Source organism: Actinosynnema sp. NPDC091369, from assembly GCF_044757065.1.
Classification (GTDB): Bacteria; Actinomycetota; Actinomycetes; order Mycobacteriales; family Pseudonocardiaceae; genus Actinosynnema.
In genome coordinates this window covers 1,596,758-1,613,823 of sequence record NZ_JBIVUG010000001.1, presented here as the reverse complement: position 1 = coordinate 1,613,823, position 17,066 = coordinate 1,596,758, and the positions used below count along the sequence as shown (strand labels likewise).

30 protein-coding genes are annotated in these 17,066 nt (G+C 67.8%); all 30 read right to left on the bottom strand.

Going from position 1 to position 17,066, the window contains the following annotated elements; translation table 11 throughout:
- Positions 1 to 2 precede the first annotated feature (2 nt).
- The 30 genes from rpmJ to tuf all read right to left on the bottom strand — a co-directional run bounded on the left by rpmJ (position 3) and on the right by tuf (position 17,029).
- Positions 3 to 116, bottom strand: coding sequence for a 50S ribosomal protein L36 (gene rpmJ / locus ACIQMJ_RS08150; protein WP_010148647.1), 114 nt, complete (start codon positions 114 to 116; stop codon positions 3 to 5).
- Between the two features lie 53 nt (positions 117 to 169).
- Positions 170 to 391, bottom strand: a complete 222-nt coding sequence (infA, locus tag ACIQMJ_RS08145; RefSeq protein ID WP_005166804.1) for a translation initiation factor IF-1 — start codon at positions 389 to 391, stop codon at positions 170 to 172.
- A 162-nt stretch (positions 392 to 553) separates the two neighbouring features.
- Complete coding sequence (locus tag ACIQMJ_RS08140; RefSeq protein WP_499760184.1) at positions 554 to 943, bottom strand: DUF1707 SHOCT-like domain-containing protein; 390 nt, start codon at positions 941 to 943, stop codon at positions 554 to 556.
- 34 nt (positions 944 to 977) lie between these two features.
- Entirely contained in the window at positions 978 to 1,421 is a 444-nt protein-coding gene (locus ACIQMJ_RS08135) for a DUF1707 SHOCT-like domain-containing protein (RefSeq protein WP_499760183.1), read from the bottom strand.
- A 689-nt stretch (positions 1,422 to 2,110) separates the two neighbouring features.
- Positions 2,111 to 2,884 (bottom strand): type I methionyl aminopeptidase, encoded by a 774-nt coding sequence (gene map / locus ACIQMJ_RS08130; protein ID WP_499760182.1) that lies wholly within the window; start codon positions 2,882 to 2,884, stop codon positions 2,111 to 2,113.
- Positions 2,885 to 2,943: 59 nt separating this feature from the next.
- Positions 2,944 to 3,495, bottom strand: a complete 552-nt coding sequence (locus ACIQMJ_RS08125) for an adenylate kinase (protein ID WP_123745283.1) — start codon at positions 3,493 to 3,495, stop codon at positions 2,944 to 2,946.
- Complete coding sequence (gene secY, locus ACIQMJ_RS08120) at positions 3,495 to 4,805, bottom strand: preprotein translocase subunit SecY (RefSeq protein WP_141980313.1); 1,311 nt, start codon at positions 4,803 to 4,805, stop codon at positions 3,495 to 3,497. Before secY ends, ACIQMJ_RS08125 begins: the two co-directional genes overlap by 1 nt.
- Positions 4,806 to 5,059: 254 nt before the next feature.
- Positions 5,060 to 5,659, bottom strand: coding sequence for a LysE family translocator (locus tag ACIQMJ_RS08115; RefSeq protein WP_499760181.1), 600 nt, complete (start codon positions 5,657 to 5,659; stop codon positions 5,060 to 5,062).
- A 206-nt stretch (positions 5,660 to 5,865) separates the two neighbouring features.
- Positions 5,866 to 6,309: a 50S ribosomal protein L15 gene (gene rplO / locus ACIQMJ_RS08110; RefSeq protein ID WP_037329521.1), complete on the bottom strand. Its 444-nt coding sequence runs from the start codon at positions 6,307 to 6,309 to the stop codon at positions 5,866 to 5,868.
- Entirely contained in the window at positions 6,306 to 6,491 is a 186-nt protein-coding gene (gene rpmD / locus ACIQMJ_RS08105) for a 50S ribosomal protein L30 (RefSeq protein WP_141980311.1), read from the bottom strand. The genes rplO and rpmD overlap by 4 nt, the downstream gene beginning before the upstream one ends.
- Positions 6,492 to 6,493: 2 nt before the next feature.
- Complete coding sequence (rpsE, locus tag ACIQMJ_RS08100; protein ID WP_015105247.1) at positions 6,494 to 7,099, bottom strand: 30S ribosomal protein S5; 606 nt, start codon at positions 7,097 to 7,099, stop codon at positions 6,494 to 6,496.
- Positions 7,100 to 7,133: 34 nt separating this feature from the next.
- The gene (gene rplR / locus ACIQMJ_RS08095; RefSeq protein WP_499760180.1) at positions 7,134 to 7,547 is read right to left on the bottom strand and encodes a 50S ribosomal protein L18; all 414 of its coding nucleotides are present in this window, start codon (positions 7,545 to 7,547) and stop codon (positions 7,134 to 7,136) included.
- Position 7,548: 1 nt separating this feature from the next.
- Positions 7,549 to 8,088, bottom strand: a complete 540-nt coding sequence (gene rplF, locus ACIQMJ_RS08090) for a 50S ribosomal protein L6 (RefSeq protein WP_461123237.1) — start codon at positions 8,086 to 8,088, stop codon at positions 7,549 to 7,551.
- Positions 8,089 to 8,105: 17 nt separating this feature from the next.
- Positions 8,106 to 8,504 carry a 30S ribosomal protein S8 gene (gene rpsH, locus ACIQMJ_RS08085; protein WP_033428586.1) on the bottom strand — a complete coding sequence of 133 codons (399 nt, stop codon included), beginning with the start codon at positions 8,502 to 8,504 and terminating at the stop codon, positions 8,106 to 8,108.
- A 125-nt stretch (positions 8,505 to 8,629) separates the two neighbouring features.
- Positions 8,630 to 8,815, bottom strand: a complete 186-nt coding sequence (locus tag ACIQMJ_RS08080; protein WP_033436724.1) for a type Z 30S ribosomal protein S14 — start codon at positions 8,813 to 8,815, stop codon at positions 8,630 to 8,632.
- A 2-nt stretch (positions 8,816 to 8,817) separates the two neighbouring features.
- Positions 8,818 to 9,381, bottom strand: coding sequence for a 50S ribosomal protein L5 (gene rplE, locus ACIQMJ_RS08075; RefSeq protein WP_499760179.1), 564 nt, complete (start codon positions 9,379 to 9,381; stop codon positions 8,818 to 8,820).
- Positions 9,381 to 9,695, bottom strand: a complete 315-nt coding sequence (rplX, locus tag ACIQMJ_RS08070; RefSeq protein WP_073885913.1) for a 50S ribosomal protein L24 — start codon at positions 9,693 to 9,695, stop codon at positions 9,381 to 9,383. The genes rplE and rplX overlap by 1 nt, the downstream gene beginning before the upstream one ends.
- Before the next feature lie 2 nt (positions 9,696 to 9,697).
- The gene (rplN, locus tag ACIQMJ_RS08065; RefSeq protein WP_033436721.1) at positions 9,698 to 10,066 is read right to left on the bottom strand and encodes a 50S ribosomal protein L14; all 369 of its coding nucleotides are present in this window, start codon (positions 10,064 to 10,066) and stop codon (positions 9,698 to 9,700) included.
- A gap of 67 nt (positions 10,067 to 10,133) precedes the next feature.
- Entirely contained in the window at positions 10,134 to 10,415 is a 282-nt protein-coding gene (rpsQ, locus tag ACIQMJ_RS08060; protein ID WP_499760178.1) for a 30S ribosomal protein S17, read from the bottom strand.
- Positions 10,412 to 10,660, bottom strand: coding sequence for a 50S ribosomal protein L29 (rpmC, locus tag ACIQMJ_RS08055; protein ID WP_033428581.1), 249 nt, complete (start codon positions 10,658 to 10,660; stop codon positions 10,412 to 10,414). Before rpmC ends, rpsQ begins: the two co-directional genes overlap by 4 nt.
- Positions 10,660 to 11,079 (bottom strand): 50S ribosomal protein L16, encoded by a 420-nt coding sequence (gene rplP / locus ACIQMJ_RS08050; protein WP_053715230.1) that lies wholly within the window; start codon positions 11,077 to 11,079, stop codon positions 10,660 to 10,662. Before rplP ends, rpmC begins: the two co-directional genes overlap by 1 nt.
- 3 nt (positions 11,080 to 11,082) lie before the next feature.
- Positions 11,083 to 11,901 (bottom strand): 30S ribosomal protein S3, encoded by an 819-nt coding sequence (gene rpsC / locus ACIQMJ_RS08045; RefSeq protein ID WP_367134832.1) that lies wholly within the window; start codon positions 11,899 to 11,901, stop codon positions 11,083 to 11,085.
- Positions 11,901 to 12,317 carry a 50S ribosomal protein L22 gene (rplV, locus tag ACIQMJ_RS08040; protein ID WP_053715232.1) on the bottom strand — a complete coding sequence of 139 codons (417 nt, stop codon included), beginning with the start codon at positions 12,315 to 12,317 and terminating at the stop codon, positions 11,901 to 11,903. The genes rpsC and rplV overlap by 1 nt, the downstream gene beginning before the upstream one ends.
- Positions 12,318 to 12,352: 35 nt before the next feature.
- Positions 12,353 to 12,634: a 30S ribosomal protein S19 gene (gene rpsS / locus ACIQMJ_RS08035; protein ID WP_015105260.1), complete on the bottom strand. Its 282-nt coding sequence runs from the start codon at positions 12,632 to 12,634 to the stop codon at positions 12,353 to 12,355.
- Between the two features lie 18 nt (positions 12,635 to 12,652).
- On the bottom strand, positions 12,653 to 13,486 hold the full coding sequence (rplB, locus tag ACIQMJ_RS08030) for a 50S ribosomal protein L2 (RefSeq protein ID WP_141980304.1): 834 nt from the start codon (positions 13,484 to 13,486) through the stop codon (positions 12,653 to 12,655).
- A gap of 22 nt (positions 13,487 to 13,508) precedes the next feature.
- On the bottom strand, positions 13,509 to 13,808 hold the full coding sequence (gene rplW, locus ACIQMJ_RS08025) for a 50S ribosomal protein L23 (RefSeq protein WP_073885918.1): 300 nt from the start codon (positions 13,806 to 13,808) through the stop codon (positions 13,509 to 13,511).
- On the bottom strand, positions 13,805 to 14,497 hold the full coding sequence (gene rplD, locus ACIQMJ_RS08020) for a 50S ribosomal protein L4 (protein ID WP_499760177.1): 693 nt from the start codon (positions 14,495 to 14,497) through the stop codon (positions 13,805 to 13,807). The genes rplW and rplD overlap by 4 nt, the downstream gene beginning before the upstream one ends.
- A 2-nt stretch (positions 14,498 to 14,499) precedes the next feature.
- A complete protein-coding gene (gene rplC / locus ACIQMJ_RS08015; protein ID WP_141980302.1) occupies positions 14,500 to 15,150 on the bottom strand; it encodes a 50S ribosomal protein L3 in 651 nt (216 codons plus the stop codon).
- A gap of 52 nt (positions 15,151 to 15,202) precedes the next feature.
- Entirely contained in the window at positions 15,203 to 15,508 is a 306-nt protein-coding gene (rpsJ, locus tag ACIQMJ_RS08010; RefSeq protein ID WP_003938093.1) for a 30S ribosomal protein S10, read from the bottom strand.
- Positions 15,509 to 15,835: 327 nt separating this feature from the next.
- Entirely contained in the window at positions 15,836 to 17,029 is a 1,194-nt protein-coding gene (tuf, locus tag ACIQMJ_RS08005) for an elongation factor Tu (protein WP_141980301.1), read from the bottom strand.
- Positions 17,030 to 17,066: the final 37 nt, after the last annotated feature.

Below are 17,066 nucleotides of genomic sequence, written 5' to 3'. Positions count from 1 at the left end.
GCTCAGCCCTGGCGCTGCTTGTGGCGCAGGTTCTCGCAGATCACCATGACCCGACCGTGGCGGCGGATCACCTTGCACTTGTCGCAGATCTTCTTGACGCTCGGCTGGACCTTCACGCCTGAGCTTCTCCTGCGTCAGCCGACGAGCCCGTGCTGGGGCGCGTCGGAGGTCACTTGTAGCGGTAGACGATGCGCCCGCGGGACAGGTCGTAGGGCGAGAGCTCCACGACAACCCGGTCCTCAGGGAGGATGCGGATGTAGTGCTGACGCATCTTGCCGCTGATGTGTGCCAGGACCTTGTGACCGTTCTCCAACTCGACGCGGAACATCGCGTTGGGGAGCGGCTCGACTACGCGGCCCTCGACCTCAATGGCCCCGTCCTTCTTGCCCATGTCCTCCGCGTTTCGTGACGGTGGGTGTTACTTCCGGAGTGCGGGCACGCGGCACCCCGACTCCTCCAGGCCCTTGCGAACCCTTGCCAGCCGACGGGGAGCAGATCCCCGGGCATGCCGGAACCGGCGCGACGTATGCGCCACCTGTCCATAGTACGCGGGTCAGCTCGAACGCCCAAATCGGCCCTGGTGACCGAGCAGCAGGACCAGCCCCCAGGGGCCCGCCACCCAGACCCACCAGGGGTGGAGCACCTCCCCGAGGGAGAGACTGATGATGCCCCAGATGAGGAAGTTGATCGCACTGGCCGCGAACCACGCGCCGGTCATCACCTTGGAGAACGCGTTCGACCGCCGCTTGACCGGAGGGGTGGCGACGGGAGGCAGGTCGGCGGTCAGCGAGGTGAGCTCGGCGTAGGTGCGAGCCCGGTAGACGGCACGCGTGCGCTCGTCGAACTCGGCCAGGGTGAGCCTGCCCTCGGCGTGGGCGCGGGCCAACTCTTCGGCGACCGCCGCCCGGTCGTGGTCAGCCGCCCGGGTGAAGGACTCGTACACGACACCACCTCCGTCCACCGCTATCGTAACAGCGTTACCGTTGCGGCTTGGTGCTCAACCAGATCACCCCGAGCACCGCTCCCGGCGGCACCGCGACCCAGAGGAACCACGGGTGCACCAGCCCGTCGCCGCCGAGCAGGCTGACGAGCAGCCAGAGGGCCAGGTTGAGCGCGCTGACGCTCATCCAGATCGTGGTGAGCACCTTCAACGCCTTCCGCCCGTTCCCCCTCTTCACCGGAACGGGTGGTGGCGGGGGCGGGATGCGCAGGGCCGGCGGGGTGGGGTGCACGGTGGGCAGGTCCGCCGTGAGGACGGCCAACTCGCCCCGGGTCCTGGCCTCCCAGGCGCGCACCACTCGGGCGTCGAACTCGGCGAGGTCGAGGCTGCCGTCGGCGTGCGCTCGGTGCAGCCACTGCTGGACCAGTTCGCGCTCGGCGTCTGAGGCCCTCATGTCCTCGGGCCGGACAGGCTGGGTCACCGCTCAATCGTGGCTGGGCGGGTCCGCTCGGAACAGGGGGCTAACCCCCGGTTCCCGGCCTCCGAACGGCGCTGGGCGCGGGTCCGGGGAAGGGACGCCGGACGGCGGGCACGGGACGGCAGGGCGCGAGGGGCGAGGCGCAAAAGATCGAAAGCGTCCTCGCCGGACGGGCAGATCAGCAGGATGACCCCAACCACCTCCGAAATCTCCTGTTTCGTCGTGGGTCGGGTTCCGTGTCATCCCATGGGAAGGGCAACCCCAACGCGGCCGACCGCGCCCGACCCGTCCGCACCCCGGTGGCGACCGGCGACCCCCGACCCACCTCGCTGTGCGTCTTTGCTGCACAAGTAGGGCTTCGTGTCATCCAGCCGACCTGGCGCAGCCCTACCTCACGTGTCCAGGGGGGCGTAGTCCACTGCGGGTTACGGCGTCCACTGATGTCGCTCCCCTTGACGCGTGTGGCAGCCCTCGTGGAGGTCAATGGGATGACACGGAACCCGGACCCACGACGAAACAGGGGCCATCAGCGGGGGTTGGGGTCATCCTGCTGATCTGCCCGTCCGGCGAGGACGCTTCCAATCTTCGGAAGCTCCAGCTCCCACTCCAGAACCCCGACAACACAAACGCCGGTGGACTGAAATCAGTCCACCGGCGTCGGCAATAAGTACAGCGGCGCTACCCGACGACGGTCAGTCGTCCAGCGCCGTCAGGACCCAAGGCCCGTCATCCGTGATCGCCACCGAGTGCTCCCAGTGCGCCGCGCGCGAACCGTCCGCCGTGATCACGGTCCACCCGTCATCCAGCTCGACCGTGCGCTCGGTCCCCAACGTCAGCATCGGCTCGATCGCGATCGCCATGCCGGCCTTCAACCGGGGCCCCTTGCCCGGCTTGCCGTGGTTGGGCAGGAACGGGTCCATGTGCATCTTGGTACCGATGCCGTGCCCGCCGTACCCCTCCACGATGCCGTACTCGACCCCGTGCTCGTCACCAGCGCGAATGGTCGCGGTCTCGATCGCGAACGAGATGTCGCTCAGCCGCGCGCCGACCACCGCGGCCTCGATGCCCGCGAGCATGGACGCGCGCGTCGCCTCGGACAGCTTCAGCTCGGCGTCGGTCACCGAGCCCACCGGCAGGGTGATGGCCGAGTCGCCGTGCCACCCGTCGAGGATGGCCCCGCAGTCGATCGAGATCAGGTCACCCTCGGCCAGCACCTGCGTCCGGCCGGGGATGCCGTGGACGACCTGCTCGTTCACCGACGCGCAGATCGACGCCGGGAAGCCGTGGTAGCCCTTGAACGACGGGATGGCGCCCGCGTCGCGGATGTGCTGCTCCGCCAGCTCGTCCAGCTCGGCCGTGCTGACGCCCGCCTTGGTGTGCGAGGCCAGCAGCGCCAGCGTGCGCGCCACGACCAGCCCGGCAGCCCTCATGGCTTCGAGCTGGCCGCGGCTCTTGATCTCGATCATGCGAGCCCGACCGGGAACGACCTGGGCGACCCGACGCAGCGCATCGACAAGTCCACCGCTCACTTCAGGTCGCGCAGCGCGCGGAGGGCGCGCTCGCTGATCTCGTCGACCTCGCCCACCGCGTCGATGCTCACGACGATGTCGGCGTAGTAGTCGAGCAGCGGGGCGGTCTCCGTCCGGTACACCTGCTGGCGGTGCCGGATGACGTCTTCCTTGTCGTCCGTGCGACCCCGGGCGAGCAGCCGCTCGACCACGACGTCCTCGTCGATCCGGAACTCCAGCACCGCGTCCAGCTTCTGGCCCTCGGCCGCGAGCATCTCGCCCAGCACGCCCGCCTGGGCGGTGTTGCGCGGGAAGCCGTCGAGGAGGAAGCCGTTGGCGGCGTCCGGCTGCGAGAGCCGGACGCGCACCATCTCGTTGGTCACCTCGTCCGGCACCAACTCGCCCGAGTCCAGGTACTCCTGGACTTCCTTGCCGAGATCGGTCTGCTCGCTGATGTGGGCGCGGAACAGGTCCCCGGTGGAGATGTGCGGCACGCCGAGCTCACGGCTGAGCGTTTTGGCCTGGGTGCCCTTGCCCGCACCGGGCGGGCCGACGAGAACGAGTCGCACTAGCGGAGGAACCCTTCGTAGTTGCGCTGCATGAGCTGGCTCTCGATCTGCTTCACGGTGTCGAGGCCGACACCGACCATGATCAGCACCGCCGTGCCGCCGAACGGGAAGTTCTGGTTCTGGCCCTGACCGGTGAGGTCGAGGAACAGGTTCGGCAGGATGGCGACGATGCCCAGGTAGAGCGAGCCCGGCAGCGTGATCCGCCCCAACACGAAGCGGAGGTACTCGGCGGTGGGACGTCCCGGCCGGATGCCCGGGATGAACCCGCCGAACTTCTTCATCTCGTCGGCACGCTCGTCCGGGTTGAACGTGATGCCGACGTAGAAGTAGGTGAAGAAGACGATCAGCAGGAAGTAGAGCGCGATGTGGACCGGGCTCGACTGGCTGACCAGGTGGGTGGCGACGAAGCTCTCCCACCAGTTAGGCGCGGAACCGTCGGTGGAGGCGGTCAGCCTGGAGATGAGGTCGGGCAGGTACAGCAGCGACGAGGCGAAGATGACCGGGATGACACCGGCCTGGTTCACCTTGAGCGGCAGGTAGGTCGACGTGCCGCCGTACATCCGGCGACCGATCATGCGCTTGGCGTACTGGACCGGGATGCGGCGCTGGGCCTGCTCCACGTAGATGACGCTCGCGATGATCAGCAGGGCCGCGACGCAGACCAGGAAGAAGGTCAGGCCACCGCGGTCGAGGATGATCTTGCCCTCGATCGGGATGCGGGCCGCGATGCCGGTGAAGATCAGCAGCGACATGCCGTTGCCGATCCCCTTCTCGGTGATGATCTCACCGAGCCACATGATCACGCTGGTGCCGGCGGTCATGGTGACCACGAGGACGACCAGGTTGAAGATGCTCTCGTCGGGGATGACGGGCACGTCGCAGTTCTGGAAGAGCTGGTCCCGCACGGCCAGGGCGATGATGCCCGTGGACTGCAGGACGGCGAGCGCGATGGTCAGGTAGCGGGTGTACTGGGTCAGCTTGCCCTGACCCGCCTGCCCTTCCTTCTTCAGCTGCTCGAACCGCGGGATGACCACGGTGAGCAGCTGGATGATGATGCTCGCCGTGATGTACGGCATGATGCCGAGCGCGAAGATCGACAAGTTCAGCAGCGCGCCACCGCTGAACAGGTTGATCAGGGAGTAGATCCCCTGCTGGTCCACCTGCTCGACGCACTGTTTGACGTTCTTGAAGGAGACGCCCGGCGCGGGCATGGTGGCGCCCAACCGGTACACCACGACGATCCCGAGTGTGAACAGGATCTTCTTGCGTAGGTCCGGCGTCGCGAGAGCCGAGCGGAATGCGCCGAGCACGCGAACCTCCATCAGCGTTGCCGCCCCACTGGGGTCGGCATCCTGCGGTGCCGGCTGTGTTGCCGGCACAGTCTTGCGGACATGCCGTCGACCCATCGCCGACGGTGGCGGAAGCGACGGATAGCCGCGACCGACCCGGAGGGCATCCGGGTTCAGCCCGCGACTTTAACAGTCGCCTGGCCGATCGCCGTAGTCAGTCTTCCCTCACACTTCGTACCCGATCGACTACGGCCGCCGGCAAGCCCCCGAATGGATCAAGTTCGACCCGTGGCCAGCAGGCCCGCCATGCCCAGCAGGACGGCCGCCGTGCCCTTGTCCAACCGGGCCCTGGCCCGCCGCGTCAGCCCGGCCCTGCGGATGCCGGCGCCGAGCGCCACGTAGGCCGTGCCGGCCAGCGCTTCCGCCGCCAGGTAGACCGCGCCCAGGGTCGCGAGCTGCAGCGGGATGGGCCCGCGGGCCGGGTCGACGAACTGCGGCACGAACGCGGTGAAGATCAGCAGCGCCTTGGGGTTGGTGATCGCCACCAGGAACTCCTTGCGCAGCGGGGTGCCCTTCCCGACCGGCGCTGCCGCCGCCCCGGTCTCGGTCACCAGGATGCGCACGGCCAGGTAGACGAGGTAGGCGACACCGGCCCACTTGATCACCGTCAGGGCGGTGTGGCTGGCCGCCAGCACGGGCCCGAGCCCGGCCACGACCGCGCCGACCATCAGGGAGAAGGCCGCAAGGCGGCCCAGGAGCGCCGTAGCGGCCCGCAACGGGCCGTGGTGGACCCCGTGGTGCATGCCGAGGAGGTTGTTGGCGCCAGGCGTCAGTGCGACCAGCACCGAGGCGCCGAAGAAGACCGCGAGCCACATGGGGGCACGCTAACCCGGCCGCCAACTGCTTTTACGCCCTGCGCGAACGGCCGTCTCAGCAGCGGTCCGACCGCCGGCGAGACACCCCCGCCCAGCCGGCAACCGTCAAAAACCGACCGGCCCGACGCACCCGGGCGGAACCACCCGGGAACGCCGAACGGCCCCGGAGCGGGAGGCTCCGGGGCCGTTCGTCAGTGCTTCGCGCGTCAGAGCACGGTGGTGGTGCCACCGGCGGCGGCGATCTTCTCGACCGCGCTGCCGGAGAACTTGTTCGCCACGACGTCGACCTTCACGCCGTCCAGGTCACCGTTGCCGAGGACCTTCACGAGCTCGTTCTTGCGCACCAGGCCCGCGTTGATGAGGGCGTCCACGTCCACCCGGCCACCGTTCGGGAACAGGCGGGCGATGTCGCCCACGTTCACGACCTGGTACTCCGTGCGGAACGGGTTGCGGAAGCCCTTCAGCTTCGGCAGGCGCATGTGCAGCGGCATCTGGCCACCCTCGAAGCGCGGGGAGACGTTCTTCCGCGCGCCGGTGCCCTTCGTACCGCGACCGGCCGTCTTGCCCTTGGAGCCCTCACCGCGACCGACACGGGTCTTCGCGGTCTTGGCGCCGGGGGCCGGACGCAGGTCATGGATCTTGATGGTCACGACTGGACCTCCTCGACGACCACCAGGTGGCGCACGGCCTGGATCAGGCCACGAACCTGCGGCGTGTCCTCGCGGACCACCGACTGGCGGATCTTGCGCAACCCCAGGGTCCGGAGGGACTCACGGTGGTTGTGCTTGGTACCGATGCTGCTCTTGACCTGGGTCACCTTGAGCTGAGCCATGGTCACACCGCCCCTGCACGGGCACGGAGCATGCCGGCGGGAGCCACATCCTCGAGCGGCAGACCGCGACGGGCGGCCACCTCCTCGGGACGCTGGAGGCCCTTCAGGGCCGCCACCGTGGCGTGCACGATGTTGATGGCGTTGTCGGAGCCCAGCGACTTGCTCAGCACGTCGTGGACACCGGCGCACTCCAGCACCGCGCGGACCGCGCCACCGGCGATGACACCGGTACCGGCCGAGGCCGGGCGCAGGAGCACGACACCGGCCGCCTTCTCGCCCTGCACCGGGTGGGGGATCGTGCCCGCGATGCGAGGGACGCGGAAGAAGTTCTTCTTCGCCTCCTCGACACCCTTGGCGATCGCCGCGGGAACTTCCTTGGCCTTGCCGTAACCGACACCGACCATGCCGTCACCGTCGCCGACCACGACCAGCGCGGTGAAGCTGAAGCGACGACCACCCTTCACGACCTTGGAGACGCGGTTGATCGCAACCACGCGCTCCAGGTGCGGGGTCTTCTCCTGGGCCGCTCCGCCGCGGCCACCGTCACGGCGGTCGCGGCGCTCTCCGCGCTCGCCCCCGCCGCCTTCGCGACGCGTGCGTCCTGGCATCAGGCGTCCCTCTCAATTCGGTTCATGTGCATTGTCAGAACTCCAGCCCCGCCTCGCGAGCGGCATCGGCCAGAGCGGCGATCCGACCGTGGTAGGCGTTGCCGCCGCGGTCGAAGACCACCTTGGTGATCCCGGCGTCCTTGGCACGGGCGGCGGCCAGCTGGCCGACCTTCGCCGCACGGGCCTTCTTGTCGCCGTCGATCGACCGGACGTCCGCCTCCACGGAGGACGCCGCCGCCAGGGTGTGGCCGGCGAGGTCGTCGATGATCTGCACGGTGATGTGCTTCGACGACCGGTGCACGACCAGGCGCGGGCGCTCCGGCGTGCCGCTGACCTTCTTGCGGAGGCGGAAGTGACGGCGGGTCTTGGCGATGCGGCGAGTGGTCGAGATGTCCTTGCCCACCGGCTTCCGCCCCGAAGAAACGGACTTCGTTGCAGTCTCGCTCATGTCACTTACCCGTCTTTCCGACCTTGCGGCGGATCTTCTCGCCCGCGTACCGCACGCCCTTGCCCTTGTACGGGTCGGGCTTGCGGAGCTTGCGGATGTTGGCGGCGACCTCGCCCACGAGCTGCTTGTCGATGCCGGACACGGAGAAGCGGGTCGGCGTCTCCACCGCGAAGGTGATGCCCGCGGGGGCCTCCACCTTCACCGGGTGGCTGTAGCCCAGCGCGAACTCCAGGTCGGAGCCCTTGAGCGCCACGCGGTAACCGACGCCGTGGATCTCCATCTTCTTCTCGTAGCCCTGGGTCACACCCACGACCATGTTCTGCACCAGGGTGCGCGACAGGCCGTGCAGCGACCGGCTGCGACGCTCGTCGTTCGGGCGCTTCACCTCGAGGGTGCCGTCGTCGGCCTTCTCGATGATGATCGGCTCAGCGATGTTGAGCGACAGGGTGCCCTTGGGCCCCTTGACGCTCACAGCCTGGCCGTCGATGTTCACGTCGACCCCGGAGGGGACGGTGATCGGCAGTTTTCCGATGCGCGACATTGCCTAGTCCCCCTTCCTCACCAGACGTAGGCGAGGACTTCTCCGCCCACGCCCGACTTGTTGGCCTGGCGGTCGGTCATCAGACCGCCAGAGGTCGAAATGATCGCGACGCCCAGACCGCCCAGCACCTTCGGCAGGTTGGTCGACTTCGCGTACACGCGCAGACCGGGCTTCGACACGCGGCGGAGGCCGGCGATGCTGCGCTCCCGGTTCGGGCCGTACTTCAGCTCGATAACCAGGTTCTTGGCCACGTCGCCCTGCTCATCGCGGTAGCTCGCGATGTAGCCCTCGCGCTTGAGGATCTCGGCGATGTTGGCCTTCAACTTCGAGTGCGGCATCACGACCTTGTCGTGGTAAGCCGAGTTCGCGTTCCGCAGACGCGTCAACATGTCTGCGATCGGGTCGGTCATCGTCATGGTGACCTGGTCAACCTTTCTCGCTGCGGTTCCCCAGCCAGGGTCCGAGCCGGTCTTGCGGCCGGCTGGTCGTGGACGGGCCTACAGCGAAGTGATGAGTCAAAAAACCTGCCGCCGAGCCGGACTTACCAGCTGGACTTGTTCACACCGGGCAGCTCGCCCCGGTGCGCCATCTCGCGGAGGCAGATCCGGCACAGGCCGAACTTGCGGAACACCGAGTGCGGGCGACCGCAACGCTGGCAGCGGGTGTAACCCCGCACCTTGAACTTCGGCTTGGCCGCGGCCTTGTTGATCAGCGCCTTCTTGGCCATGATCAGTTCTCCTTGAACGGGAAGCCCAGGAGCTTCAGCAGCGCCCGGCCCTCTTCGTCGTTGGTCGCGGTCGTGACCACGGTGATGTCCATACCGCGGGGACGGTCGATGGCGTCCGGGTCGATCTCGTGGAACATCGACTGCTCGTTGAGGCCGAACGTGTAGTTGCCGTTGCCGTCGAACTGCTTGCCCGACAGACCGCGGAAGTCGCGGATACGCGGCAGCGCGATCGTCAGCAGGCGGTCCAGGAACTCCCACATGCGGTCGCCGCGCAGCGTGACGCGCGCGCCGATCGGCATGCCCTCGCGCAGCTTGAACTGCGCGATGGACTTGCGGGCCCGGCGGACCTCGGGGCGCTGACCGGTGATGATCGAGAGGTCCTTGACGGCGCCCTCGATCAGCTTGCCGTCGCGGGCGGCGTCACCGACACCCATGTTGACGACGACCTTCACCACGCCCGGGATCTGCATGACGTTGGCGTACTCGAACTGCTCGCGCAGCGAGGCGACGATCTCCTCGCGGTAGCGGGCCTTCAGCCGCGGCATGGTCTTCTCAACGGTGGTCATCAGATGTCCTTCCCGTTACGACGGGAAATGCGGACCCGCTTGCCCTCGTCGTTCGTCCGGTAGCCCACACGGGTCGGCTTGCCGTCCGAGTCGACCACCATCACGTTGGACACGTGGATGGGGGCCTCCTGGGTCACGATGCCGCCCGACTGCGCGCCGCGCTCGGTCTGCGTGATCCGGGTGTGCTTCTTCATGCGGTTGACGCCCTCGACCAGGACGCGGTTCTCAGCGGGGTAAGCCTGGATGACCTTGCCGCGAGCACCCTTGTCCTTGCCGGCGATAACCACGACGGTGTCGCCCTTTTTCACCTTCATGGTCAGAGCACCTCCGGCGCCAACGAGATGATCTTCATGAACTTCTTGTCGCGCAGCTCACGACCGACCGGGCCGAAGATGCGGGTGCCCCGCGGCTCGTTGTCGTTCTTGATGAGCACCGCGGCGTTCTCGTCGAACCGGATGTAAGAGCCGTCGGGACGGCGCTTCTCCTTGACGGTGCGGACGATGACCGCCTTGACGACGTCGCCCTTCTTGACGCCGGCACCCGGGATGGCCTGCTTCACCGTCGCGACGATGATGTCCCCGATGCCCGCGTAGCGGCGGCCCGAGCCACCGAGAACACGGATGCAGAGGATTTCCTTCGCACCGGTGTTGTCGGCGACGCGCAGCCGCGACTCCTGCTGGATCACTTACCTGCTCCTTGACCATTCCTGGCCCGCCAGATTTCCGACCTGACGGGCTCGGTCGTACGACTGGCTACTTGGCCTTCTCGAGGATCTCGACGAGGCGCCAGCGCTTGGTGGCCGACAACGGCCGCGTCTCCATCAGCAGGACGCGGTCGCCGACGCCGGCGGTGTTCTGCTCGTCGTGCGCCTTCACCTTGGTGGTGGAGCGCATGACCTTCGAGTACCGGCGGTGCTTCTTGCGGTCCTCGACCGCCACCACGATCGTCTTGTCCATCTTGTCGGACACGACGTAGCCCTCGCGGACCTTGCGGTCGTTGCGAACCTCGGTGGTCACTTCGTTGTTCTCGCTCATGCCGCACCCTCACCAGTGGAAACCGCGTCGGGAGAGGCCGACAGGCCCAGCTCCCGCTCCCGCATCACGGTGTAGATCCGGGCGATCTCGTGCCGGACCGTGCGCAGGCGGCGGTTGTTGTCGAGCTGCCCGGTGGCCATCTGGAAGCGGAGGTTGAACAGCTCCTCCTTCGCCTCCCTCAGGCGCAGCACGAGCTCTTCCTCGGTGAGCTCACGCAGCTCGGAAGCGGTGGTACCCGCTGCCATCAGAACTCACCACCCTCACGCGTAACGATGCGGCACTTCATCGGGAGCTTGTGGATCGCGCGGCGCAGCGCCTCGCGGGCCACAGCCTCGTTCGGGAAGCTCATCTCGAAGAGCACCCGACCCGGCTTGATGTTGGCCACCCACCACTCCGGCGAACCCTTACCGGAACCCATGCGGGTCTCGGCCGGCTTCTTGGTCAGCGGGCGGTCCGGGAAGATGTTGATCCAGACCTTGCCACCACGGCGGATGTGCCGGGTGATCGCGATACGAGCCGACTCGATCTGCCGGTTGGTCACGTAGGCGGGCTCCAGAGCCTGGATGCCGTACTCGCCGAAGGTGACCCTCGTGCCGCCCTTGGCAGCACCGGACCGTCCGGGGTGGTGCTGCTTGCGGTGCTTAACCCTGCGCGGGATGAGCACGACTCAGCCCTCCGTCTTCTCTTCGGTCGGTGCGGCGGCCTGGTCGCCCGCAGCGGCCCGGCCGGCCTCGGTGCTCGTCGCGGTGGTGCCGCTCGCGCCCGAACGACGGGCCCGGTTCGGGCGCTCGTTGCGGTCGCGGCGCGGTGCGCGGTCGGCCGCCGGAGCGGCGTCACGCTCGCGCTTGGCGCTGATGCCACCGACGATGTCGCCCTTGTAGATCCACACCTTCACGCCGATCCGGCCGAACGTGGTGCGGGCCTCGAAGAAGCCGTAGTCGATGTCGGCACGCAGCGTGTGCAGCGGCACGCGGCCATCGCGGTAGTGCTCGGAGCGGGACATCTCGGCACCGCCGAGACGACCGCCGCACTGCACGCGGATGCCCTTGACCTGGGGCGAGCGCATGGCCGACTGGATGGCCTTGCGCATCGCGCGGCGGAACGCCACGCGGTTGGACAGCTGCTCGGCCACGCCCTGCGCGACGAGCTGGGCGTCCGACTCCGGGCTCTTCACCTCGAGGATGTTGAGCTGCACCTGCTTCTTGGTGAGCTTCTCCAGCTCACCGCGGATGCGGTCGGCCTCGGCGCCGCGGCGGCCGATGACGATGCCCGGCCGGGCGGTGTGGATGTCGACGCGGACCCGGTCACGGGTGCGCTCGATCTCCACCTTCGAGATGCCGGCCCGCTCCATGCCCTTCGAGAGCAGCTTGCGGATCTTGACGTCCTCCGCCACGTACTCCGCGTACTGCTTGTCGGCGTACCAGCGGGACTTCCAGTCCGTGGTGATACCAAGTCGGAAGCCGTGCGGGTTGATTTTCTGGCCCACTACCGAGCCCCCTTCCTGTCAGCGCCGGCCTTCGCGCTGGTCTTCTTCGGACGGCTCTCCACCTCGACGGTGATGTGGCTCGTCCGCTTGCGGATCCGGTAGGCGCGGCCCTGGGCGCGCGGGCGGAACCGCTTGAGGGTCGGACCCTCGTCCACGTAGACCTTCGACACCCACAGGGTGTCGGGGTCCAGGGACAGGTTGTTCTCGGCGTTGGCCACGGCGCTCTGCAGCACCTTGCGGACCGGCTCAGATGCCGCCTGCGGCGCGAACTGGAGCACGGCCAGGGCCTCGCTGGCGCTACGACCCCTGATGAGCTCGACGACGCGACGCACCTTCATGGGCGTGTCACGGACGTAGCGAGCCCGAGCCACGGCGCGCGGGAACTCCGGCGCTTCGGCTTCGTTACGGGCGTTCATCGCTGCTTCCCCTTGCTCTTCCTCTAGTTCGTCGCCTAGCGACGGCGCGACTTCCGGTCGTCCTTGATGTGGCCCTTGAACGTGCGGGTCGGGGCGAACTCGCCGAGCTTGTGCCCGACCATCGCCTCCGTCACGAACACCGGCACGTGCTTGCGGCCGTCGTGCACCGCGATCGTGTGGCCCAACATGTCGGGGATGATCGTCGACCGGCGGGACCAGGTCTTGATGACGGTCTTCTTGCCCGACTCGTTGAGGACGTCCACCTTCTTGAGCAGGTGGTCGTCCACGAAGGGGCCCTTCTTAAGGCTGCGAGGCATCCTTCACTCCCTCCCTGCTCAGCGCTTCTTACCGGTGCGACGACGCCGGACGATGAGCTTGTCGCTTGGCTTGCGGCGGCGGGTGCGACCCTCGGGCTTGCCGGCCGGGTTCACCGGGTGGCGACCACCGGAGGTCTTGCCCTCACCACCACCGTGCGGGTGGTCCACCGGGTTCATGGCGACACCGCGGACGGTGGGCTTCTTGCCCTTCCACCGCATGCGGCCGGCCTTGCCCCAGTTGATGTTCTGGTGCTCGGCGTTGCCGACCTCGCCGACCGTGGCGCGGCACCGGACGTCCACGTTGCGGATCTCGCCCGAGGGCATCCGCAGCTGGGCGTAGGGGCCGTCCTTCGCGACGAGCTGCACGCTGGCACCGGCCGAGCGGGCGATCTTCGCGCCGCCGCCGGGGCGGAGCTCGATCGCGTGGACCACCGTGCCGACGGGGATGTTGCGCAGCGGCAGGTTGTTGCCCGGCTTGATGTCGGCCTTGGGGCCGTTCTCCACGACGTCGCCCTGCTGCAGCTTCGACGGGGCGATGATGTAGCGCTTCTCGCCGTCGAAGTAGTGCAGCAGCGCGATGCGCGCGGTGCGGTTGGGGTCGTACTCGATGTGCGCGACCTTGGCCGGCACGCCGTCCTTGTCGGTGCGGCGGAAGTCGATCAGGCGGTAGGCCCGCTTGTGACCGCCACCCTTGTGCCGCGTCGTGATCTTGCCCGACGCGTTGCGACCACCACGGCCGTGCAGCGGGCGGATCAGCGACTTCTCCGGCGTCGTCCGAGTGATCTCGGCGAAGTCGGAGACGCTCGCACCGCGACGACCGGGGGTCGTCGGCTTGTACTTGCGAATGCCCATCTCTACGCAGTCCTCGTCGTCATCAGGCGGCCGGGCCGCCGAAGATCTCGATCGGCTTGCTCTCGGCGGACAGCGTCACGATGGCGCGCTTGGTGTCCTTGCGCTTGCCGTAGCCCGTCCGGGTGCGCTTGCGCTTGCCCTGGCGGTTGATCGTGTTGACGCTGACGACCTTGACGCCGAAGACCTTCTCCACGGCAATCTTGATCTGGGTCTTGTTCGAGCCGGGAGCCACCACGAAGGTGTACTTGTTCTCCTCGAGCAGCCCGTAGGACTTCTCGGAGATGACCGGCGCGAGCAGGATGTCCCGGTGGTCGGGGATCACTTCGCGGCCTCCTCGTCAGTCTCGGACGACGACGCCGTGGCCTCGGCGGAACCCTGCCCGTGCTGGGACTTGCTCGCGAGGAACACGTCGAGCGCGTCCTTGGTGAACACCACGTCGTCGTTGACCAGCACGTCGTACGTGTTCAGCTGGTCCGGCGCGATGATGTGCACGTGCGGCAGGTTGCGCAGGCTGACCCACGAGACCTCGTCGGTGCGCAGCAGCACGGCCAGCACGCGGCGGGCCTCGGTCACCGACTCCAGCACCTTGCGGGCCGACTTGGTCGACGGCGTGTCGCCCTCGACGAAGCTCGTCACCACGTGGACCTGGCCGGCACGCGCCCGGTCGGAGAGGGCGCCACGCAGGGCGGCGGCCTTCATCTTCTTGGGGGTGCGCTGGCTGTAGTCACGCGGCTGCGGGCCGTGGACGACGCCACCACCGGCGAACTGCGGCGCGCGGGTCGAGCCCTGACGGGCGCGGCCGGTGCCCTTCTGCCGGTACGGCTTCTTGCCACCGCCGCGGACGTCGCCGCGGGTCTTGGTCGCGTGCGTGCCCTGGCGGGCCGCGGCCAGCTGGGCCACGACGACCTGGTGCAGCAGCGCCACGTTCGCCTGCGCGTCGAAGATGGCGGCGGGCAGCTCGACGGAGCCGTCCGCCTTGCCGGCCGGGGTGCGGATCTCAACGGAAGTCATGATCAGGCACCACCCTTCGCAGCGGTCTTGATGAACACGGTGCCGCCCTTGGGGCCGGGCACGGCGCCCTTGATCAGCAGGAGGCCGGACTCGGCGTCCACGCGGTGCACCTTGAGGTTCTGGGTGGTCACCCGCACGTGGCCCATCCGGCCCGCCATCCGCAGGCCCTTGAACACGCGGCCGGGCGTGGCGCAGCCGCCGATGGAACCCGGCGAGCGGTGCTTGCGCTGCGTGCCGTGGCTCGCGCCGAGGCCGCGGAAGCCGTGGCGCTTCATGACACCCGCGGTGCCCTTGCCCTTGCTGGTGCCGACCACGTCGACCACCGCGCCGGCCTCGAAGACCTCGGCGGTGACTTCCTGGCCGACCGTGTACTCGGACGCGTCCGTGGTGCGCAGCTCCGCCAAGTGGCGGCGGGGCGTGACGCCCGCCTTGGCGTAGTGGCCCGCAACGGGCTTGTTGACCTTGCGCGGGTCGATCGCGCCGAAGGCCAGCTGCACGGCCGAGTAGCCGTCGTTCTCCTGGGTCCGAACCTGGGTGACCACGTTCGGCTCGGCCTTGACGACGGTCACCGGAACGATCCGGTTGTTCTCGTCGAAGACCTGAGTCATGCCGAGCTTGGTGCCCAGGAGGCCCTTAACCTGCCTGTCAGACATGGGTCTCGTTACTCTCCGCCCCAAATGGGATCAACACTGCCGCGTCCAACGCTTACTGGATGTTGACGTCGACGCTCGCCGGCAGGTCGATGCGCATGAGCGCGTCCACCGTCTTCGGCGTCGGGTCGAGGATGTCGATCAGACGCTTGTGCGTGCGCATCTCGAAGTGCTCGCGCGAGTCCTTGTACTTGTGCGGCGAGCGGATGACGCAGTAAACGTTCTTCTCAGTGGGCAGCGGCACAGGCCCGACGACCCGAGCGCCGGTGCGCGTCACGGTCTCGACGATCTTGCGCGCGGACGCGTCGATCGCCTCGTGGTCGTAGGCCTTGAGCCGGATGCGGATCTTCTGTCCCGCCATGATGGCTTGCCGTTCCTCTGCTTCTAGTACCGCTGCGGTGCGGGCACCTTGCACGAGGTCACGGGACCTCCGGCGCGCTCCGCCCCCTATTCAGGATTGACACCGAGCGGTGTCACGGTGCCCGGTCCACGCGGTCGGGCGTGTCGCGCCCCAACACATAGACCGGTCCCACTGATGAAACCTGTGGGATTGTCTTGCTCGATCAAACCCCACTCGTGGCGGGGCGGCCGAGTCCAGAACTCGAACCGGCCGCCCCGACGAGCAACCCGTCAATGGTCGCACACCGGGGTGCGCAGACCAAATCGGGGGGTGAGATTTAGAGCCAGGTCACTTGATGATCTTGGTGACCGAACCCGCGCCGACGGTGCGGCCACCCTCGCGGATGGCGAACCGCAGGCCCTCGTCCATGGCGATCGGCTGGATCAGCTTCACGGCCATCGACGTGGTGTCGCCCGGCATGACCATCTCGGTGCCCTCGGGGAGGGTCACGACGCCGGTCACGTCGGTCGTGCGGAAGTAGAACTGCGGGCGGTAGTTGTTGAAGAACGGCGTGTGACGGCCACCCTCGTCCTTCGACAGGATGTAGACCTGCGCCTCGAACTCGGTGTGCGGGGTCGTGGTGCCCGGCTTCACGATCACCATGCCGCGCTCCACCTCCTCGCGCTTGATGCCGCGCAGCAGCAGCGCCGCGTTGTCGCCGGCGCGACCCTCGTCGAGGAACTTCTTGAACATCTCGATCGAGGTGACCGTCGTCTTCTTCGAGGTCTCCTTGATGCCGACGATCTCGACCTCTTCGTTGACCTTGATGATGCCGCGCTCGATGCGACCGGTCACCACGGTGCCACGACCGGTGATGGTGAACACGTCCTCGACCGGCATCAGGAACGGCCGGTCGACCTCGCGCTCGGGCTCCGGGATGTTCTCGTCCACGGCGTCCATGAGGCCGATGAGCTTCTCGCCCCACTCGGCGTCGCCCTCCAGCGCCTTCAGCGCGGAGACGCGGACGACCGGCAGGTCGTCACCGGGGAACTCGTACTCGGAGAGCAGCTCGCGGACCTCGAGCTCGACGAGCTCCAGGATCTCCTCGTCGTCCACCATGTCGGCCTTGTTCAGGGCGACCACGATGTAGGGCACACCGACCTGGCGGGCCAGGAGGACGTGCTCCTTGGTCTGCGGCATCGGGCCGTCGGTCGCCGCGACCACCAGGATGGCGCCGTCCATCTGCGCCGCACCGGTGATCATGTTCTTGATGTAGTCGGCGTGACCGGGGCAGTCGACGTGCGCGTAGTGGCGCTTGTCGGTCTGGTACTCGATGTGCGCGATCGAGATCGTGATGCCGCGCTGCTTCTCCTCCGGCGCCTTGTCGATCTGGTCGAACGGCGTGAAGGGGTTCAGGTCCGGGTACTTGTCGTGCAGGACCTTGGAGATGGCAGCCGTCAGCGTCGTCTTACCGTGGTCGATGTGACCGATGGTGCCGATGTTGACGTGCGGCTTCGTCCGCTCGAACTTCGCCTTCGCCACTGGAATGTCCTCCTGGACTTCTATTGCTTAGCCCGGC

Excerpts from the sequence above, each read along its gene's own strand:
- infA (WP_005166804.1), bottom strand. The coding sequence starts at position 391 with ATGGGCAAGAAGGACGGGGCCATTGAGGTCGAGGGCCGCGTAGTCGAG.
- map (WP_499760182.1), bottom strand. The coding sequence starts at position 2,884 with ATGATCGAGATCAAGAGCCGCGGCCAGCTCGAAGCCATGAGGGCTGCC.
- ACIQMJ_RS08115 (WP_499760181.1), bottom strand. The coding sequence starts at position 5,659 with ATGTGGCTCGCGGTCTTCTTCGGCGCCTCGGTGCTGGTCGCACTGACG.
- rpmD (WP_141980311.1), bottom strand. The coding sequence starts at position 6,491 with ATGGCTCAGCTCAAGGTGACCCAGGTCAAGAGCAGCATCGGTACCAAG.
- rpsE (WP_015105247.1), bottom strand. The coding sequence starts at position 7,099 with ATGCCAGGACGCACGCGTCGCGAAGGCGGCGGGGGCGAGCGCGGAGAG.
- rplR (WP_499760180.1), bottom strand. The coding sequence starts at position 7,547 with ATGAGCGAGACTGCAACGAAGTCCGTTTCTTCGGGGCGGAAGCCGGTG.
- rplF (WP_461123237.1), bottom strand. The coding sequence starts at position 8,088 with ATGTCGCGCATCGGAAAACTGCCGATCACCGTCCCCTCCGGGGTCGAC.
- rpsH (WP_033428586.1), bottom strand. The coding sequence starts at position 8,504 with ATGACGATGACCGACCCGATCGCAGACATGTTGACGCGTCTGCGGAAC.
- ACIQMJ_RS08080 (WP_033436724.1), bottom strand. The coding sequence starts at position 8,815 with ATGGCCAAGAAGGCGCTGATCAACAAGGCCGCGGCCAAGCCGAAGTTC.
- rplE (WP_499760179.1), bottom strand. The coding sequence starts at position 9,381 with ATGACCACCGTTGAGAAGACCATGCCGCGGCTGAAGGCCCGCTACCGC.
- rplX (WP_073885913.1), bottom strand. The coding sequence starts at position 9,695 with ATGAAGGTGAAAAAGGGCGACACCGTCGTGGTTATCGCCGGCAAGGAC.
- rpsQ (WP_499760178.1), bottom strand. The coding sequence starts at position 10,415 with ATGAGCGAGAACAACGAAGTGACCACCGAGGTTCGCAACGACCGCAAG.
- rpmC (WP_033428581.1), bottom strand. The coding sequence starts at position 10,660 with ATGGCAGCGGGTACCACCGCTTCCGAGCTGCGTGAGCTCACCGAGGAA.
- rplV (WP_053715232.1), bottom strand. The coding sequence starts at position 12,317 with ATGAACGCCCGTAACGAAGCCGAAGCGCCGGAGTTCCCGCGCGCCGTG.
- rpsS (WP_015105260.1), bottom strand. The coding sequence starts at position 12,634 with ATGCCTCGCAGCCTTAAGAAGGGCCCCTTCGTGGACGACCACCTGCTC.
- rplB (WP_141980304.1), bottom strand. The coding sequence starts at position 13,486 with ATGGGCATTCGCAAGTACAAGCCGACGACCCCCGGTCGTCGCGGTGCG.
- rplD (WP_499760177.1), bottom strand. The coding sequence starts at position 14,497 with ATGACTTCCGTTGAGATCCGCACCCCGGCCGGCAAGGCGGACGGCTCC.
- rplC (WP_141980302.1), bottom strand. The coding sequence starts at position 15,150 with ATGTCTGACAGGCAGGTTAAGGGCCTCCTGGGCACCAAGCTCGGCATG.
- rpsJ (WP_003938093.1), bottom strand. The coding sequence starts at position 15,508 with ATGGCGGGACAGAAGATCCGCATCCGGCTCAAGGCCTACGACCACGAG.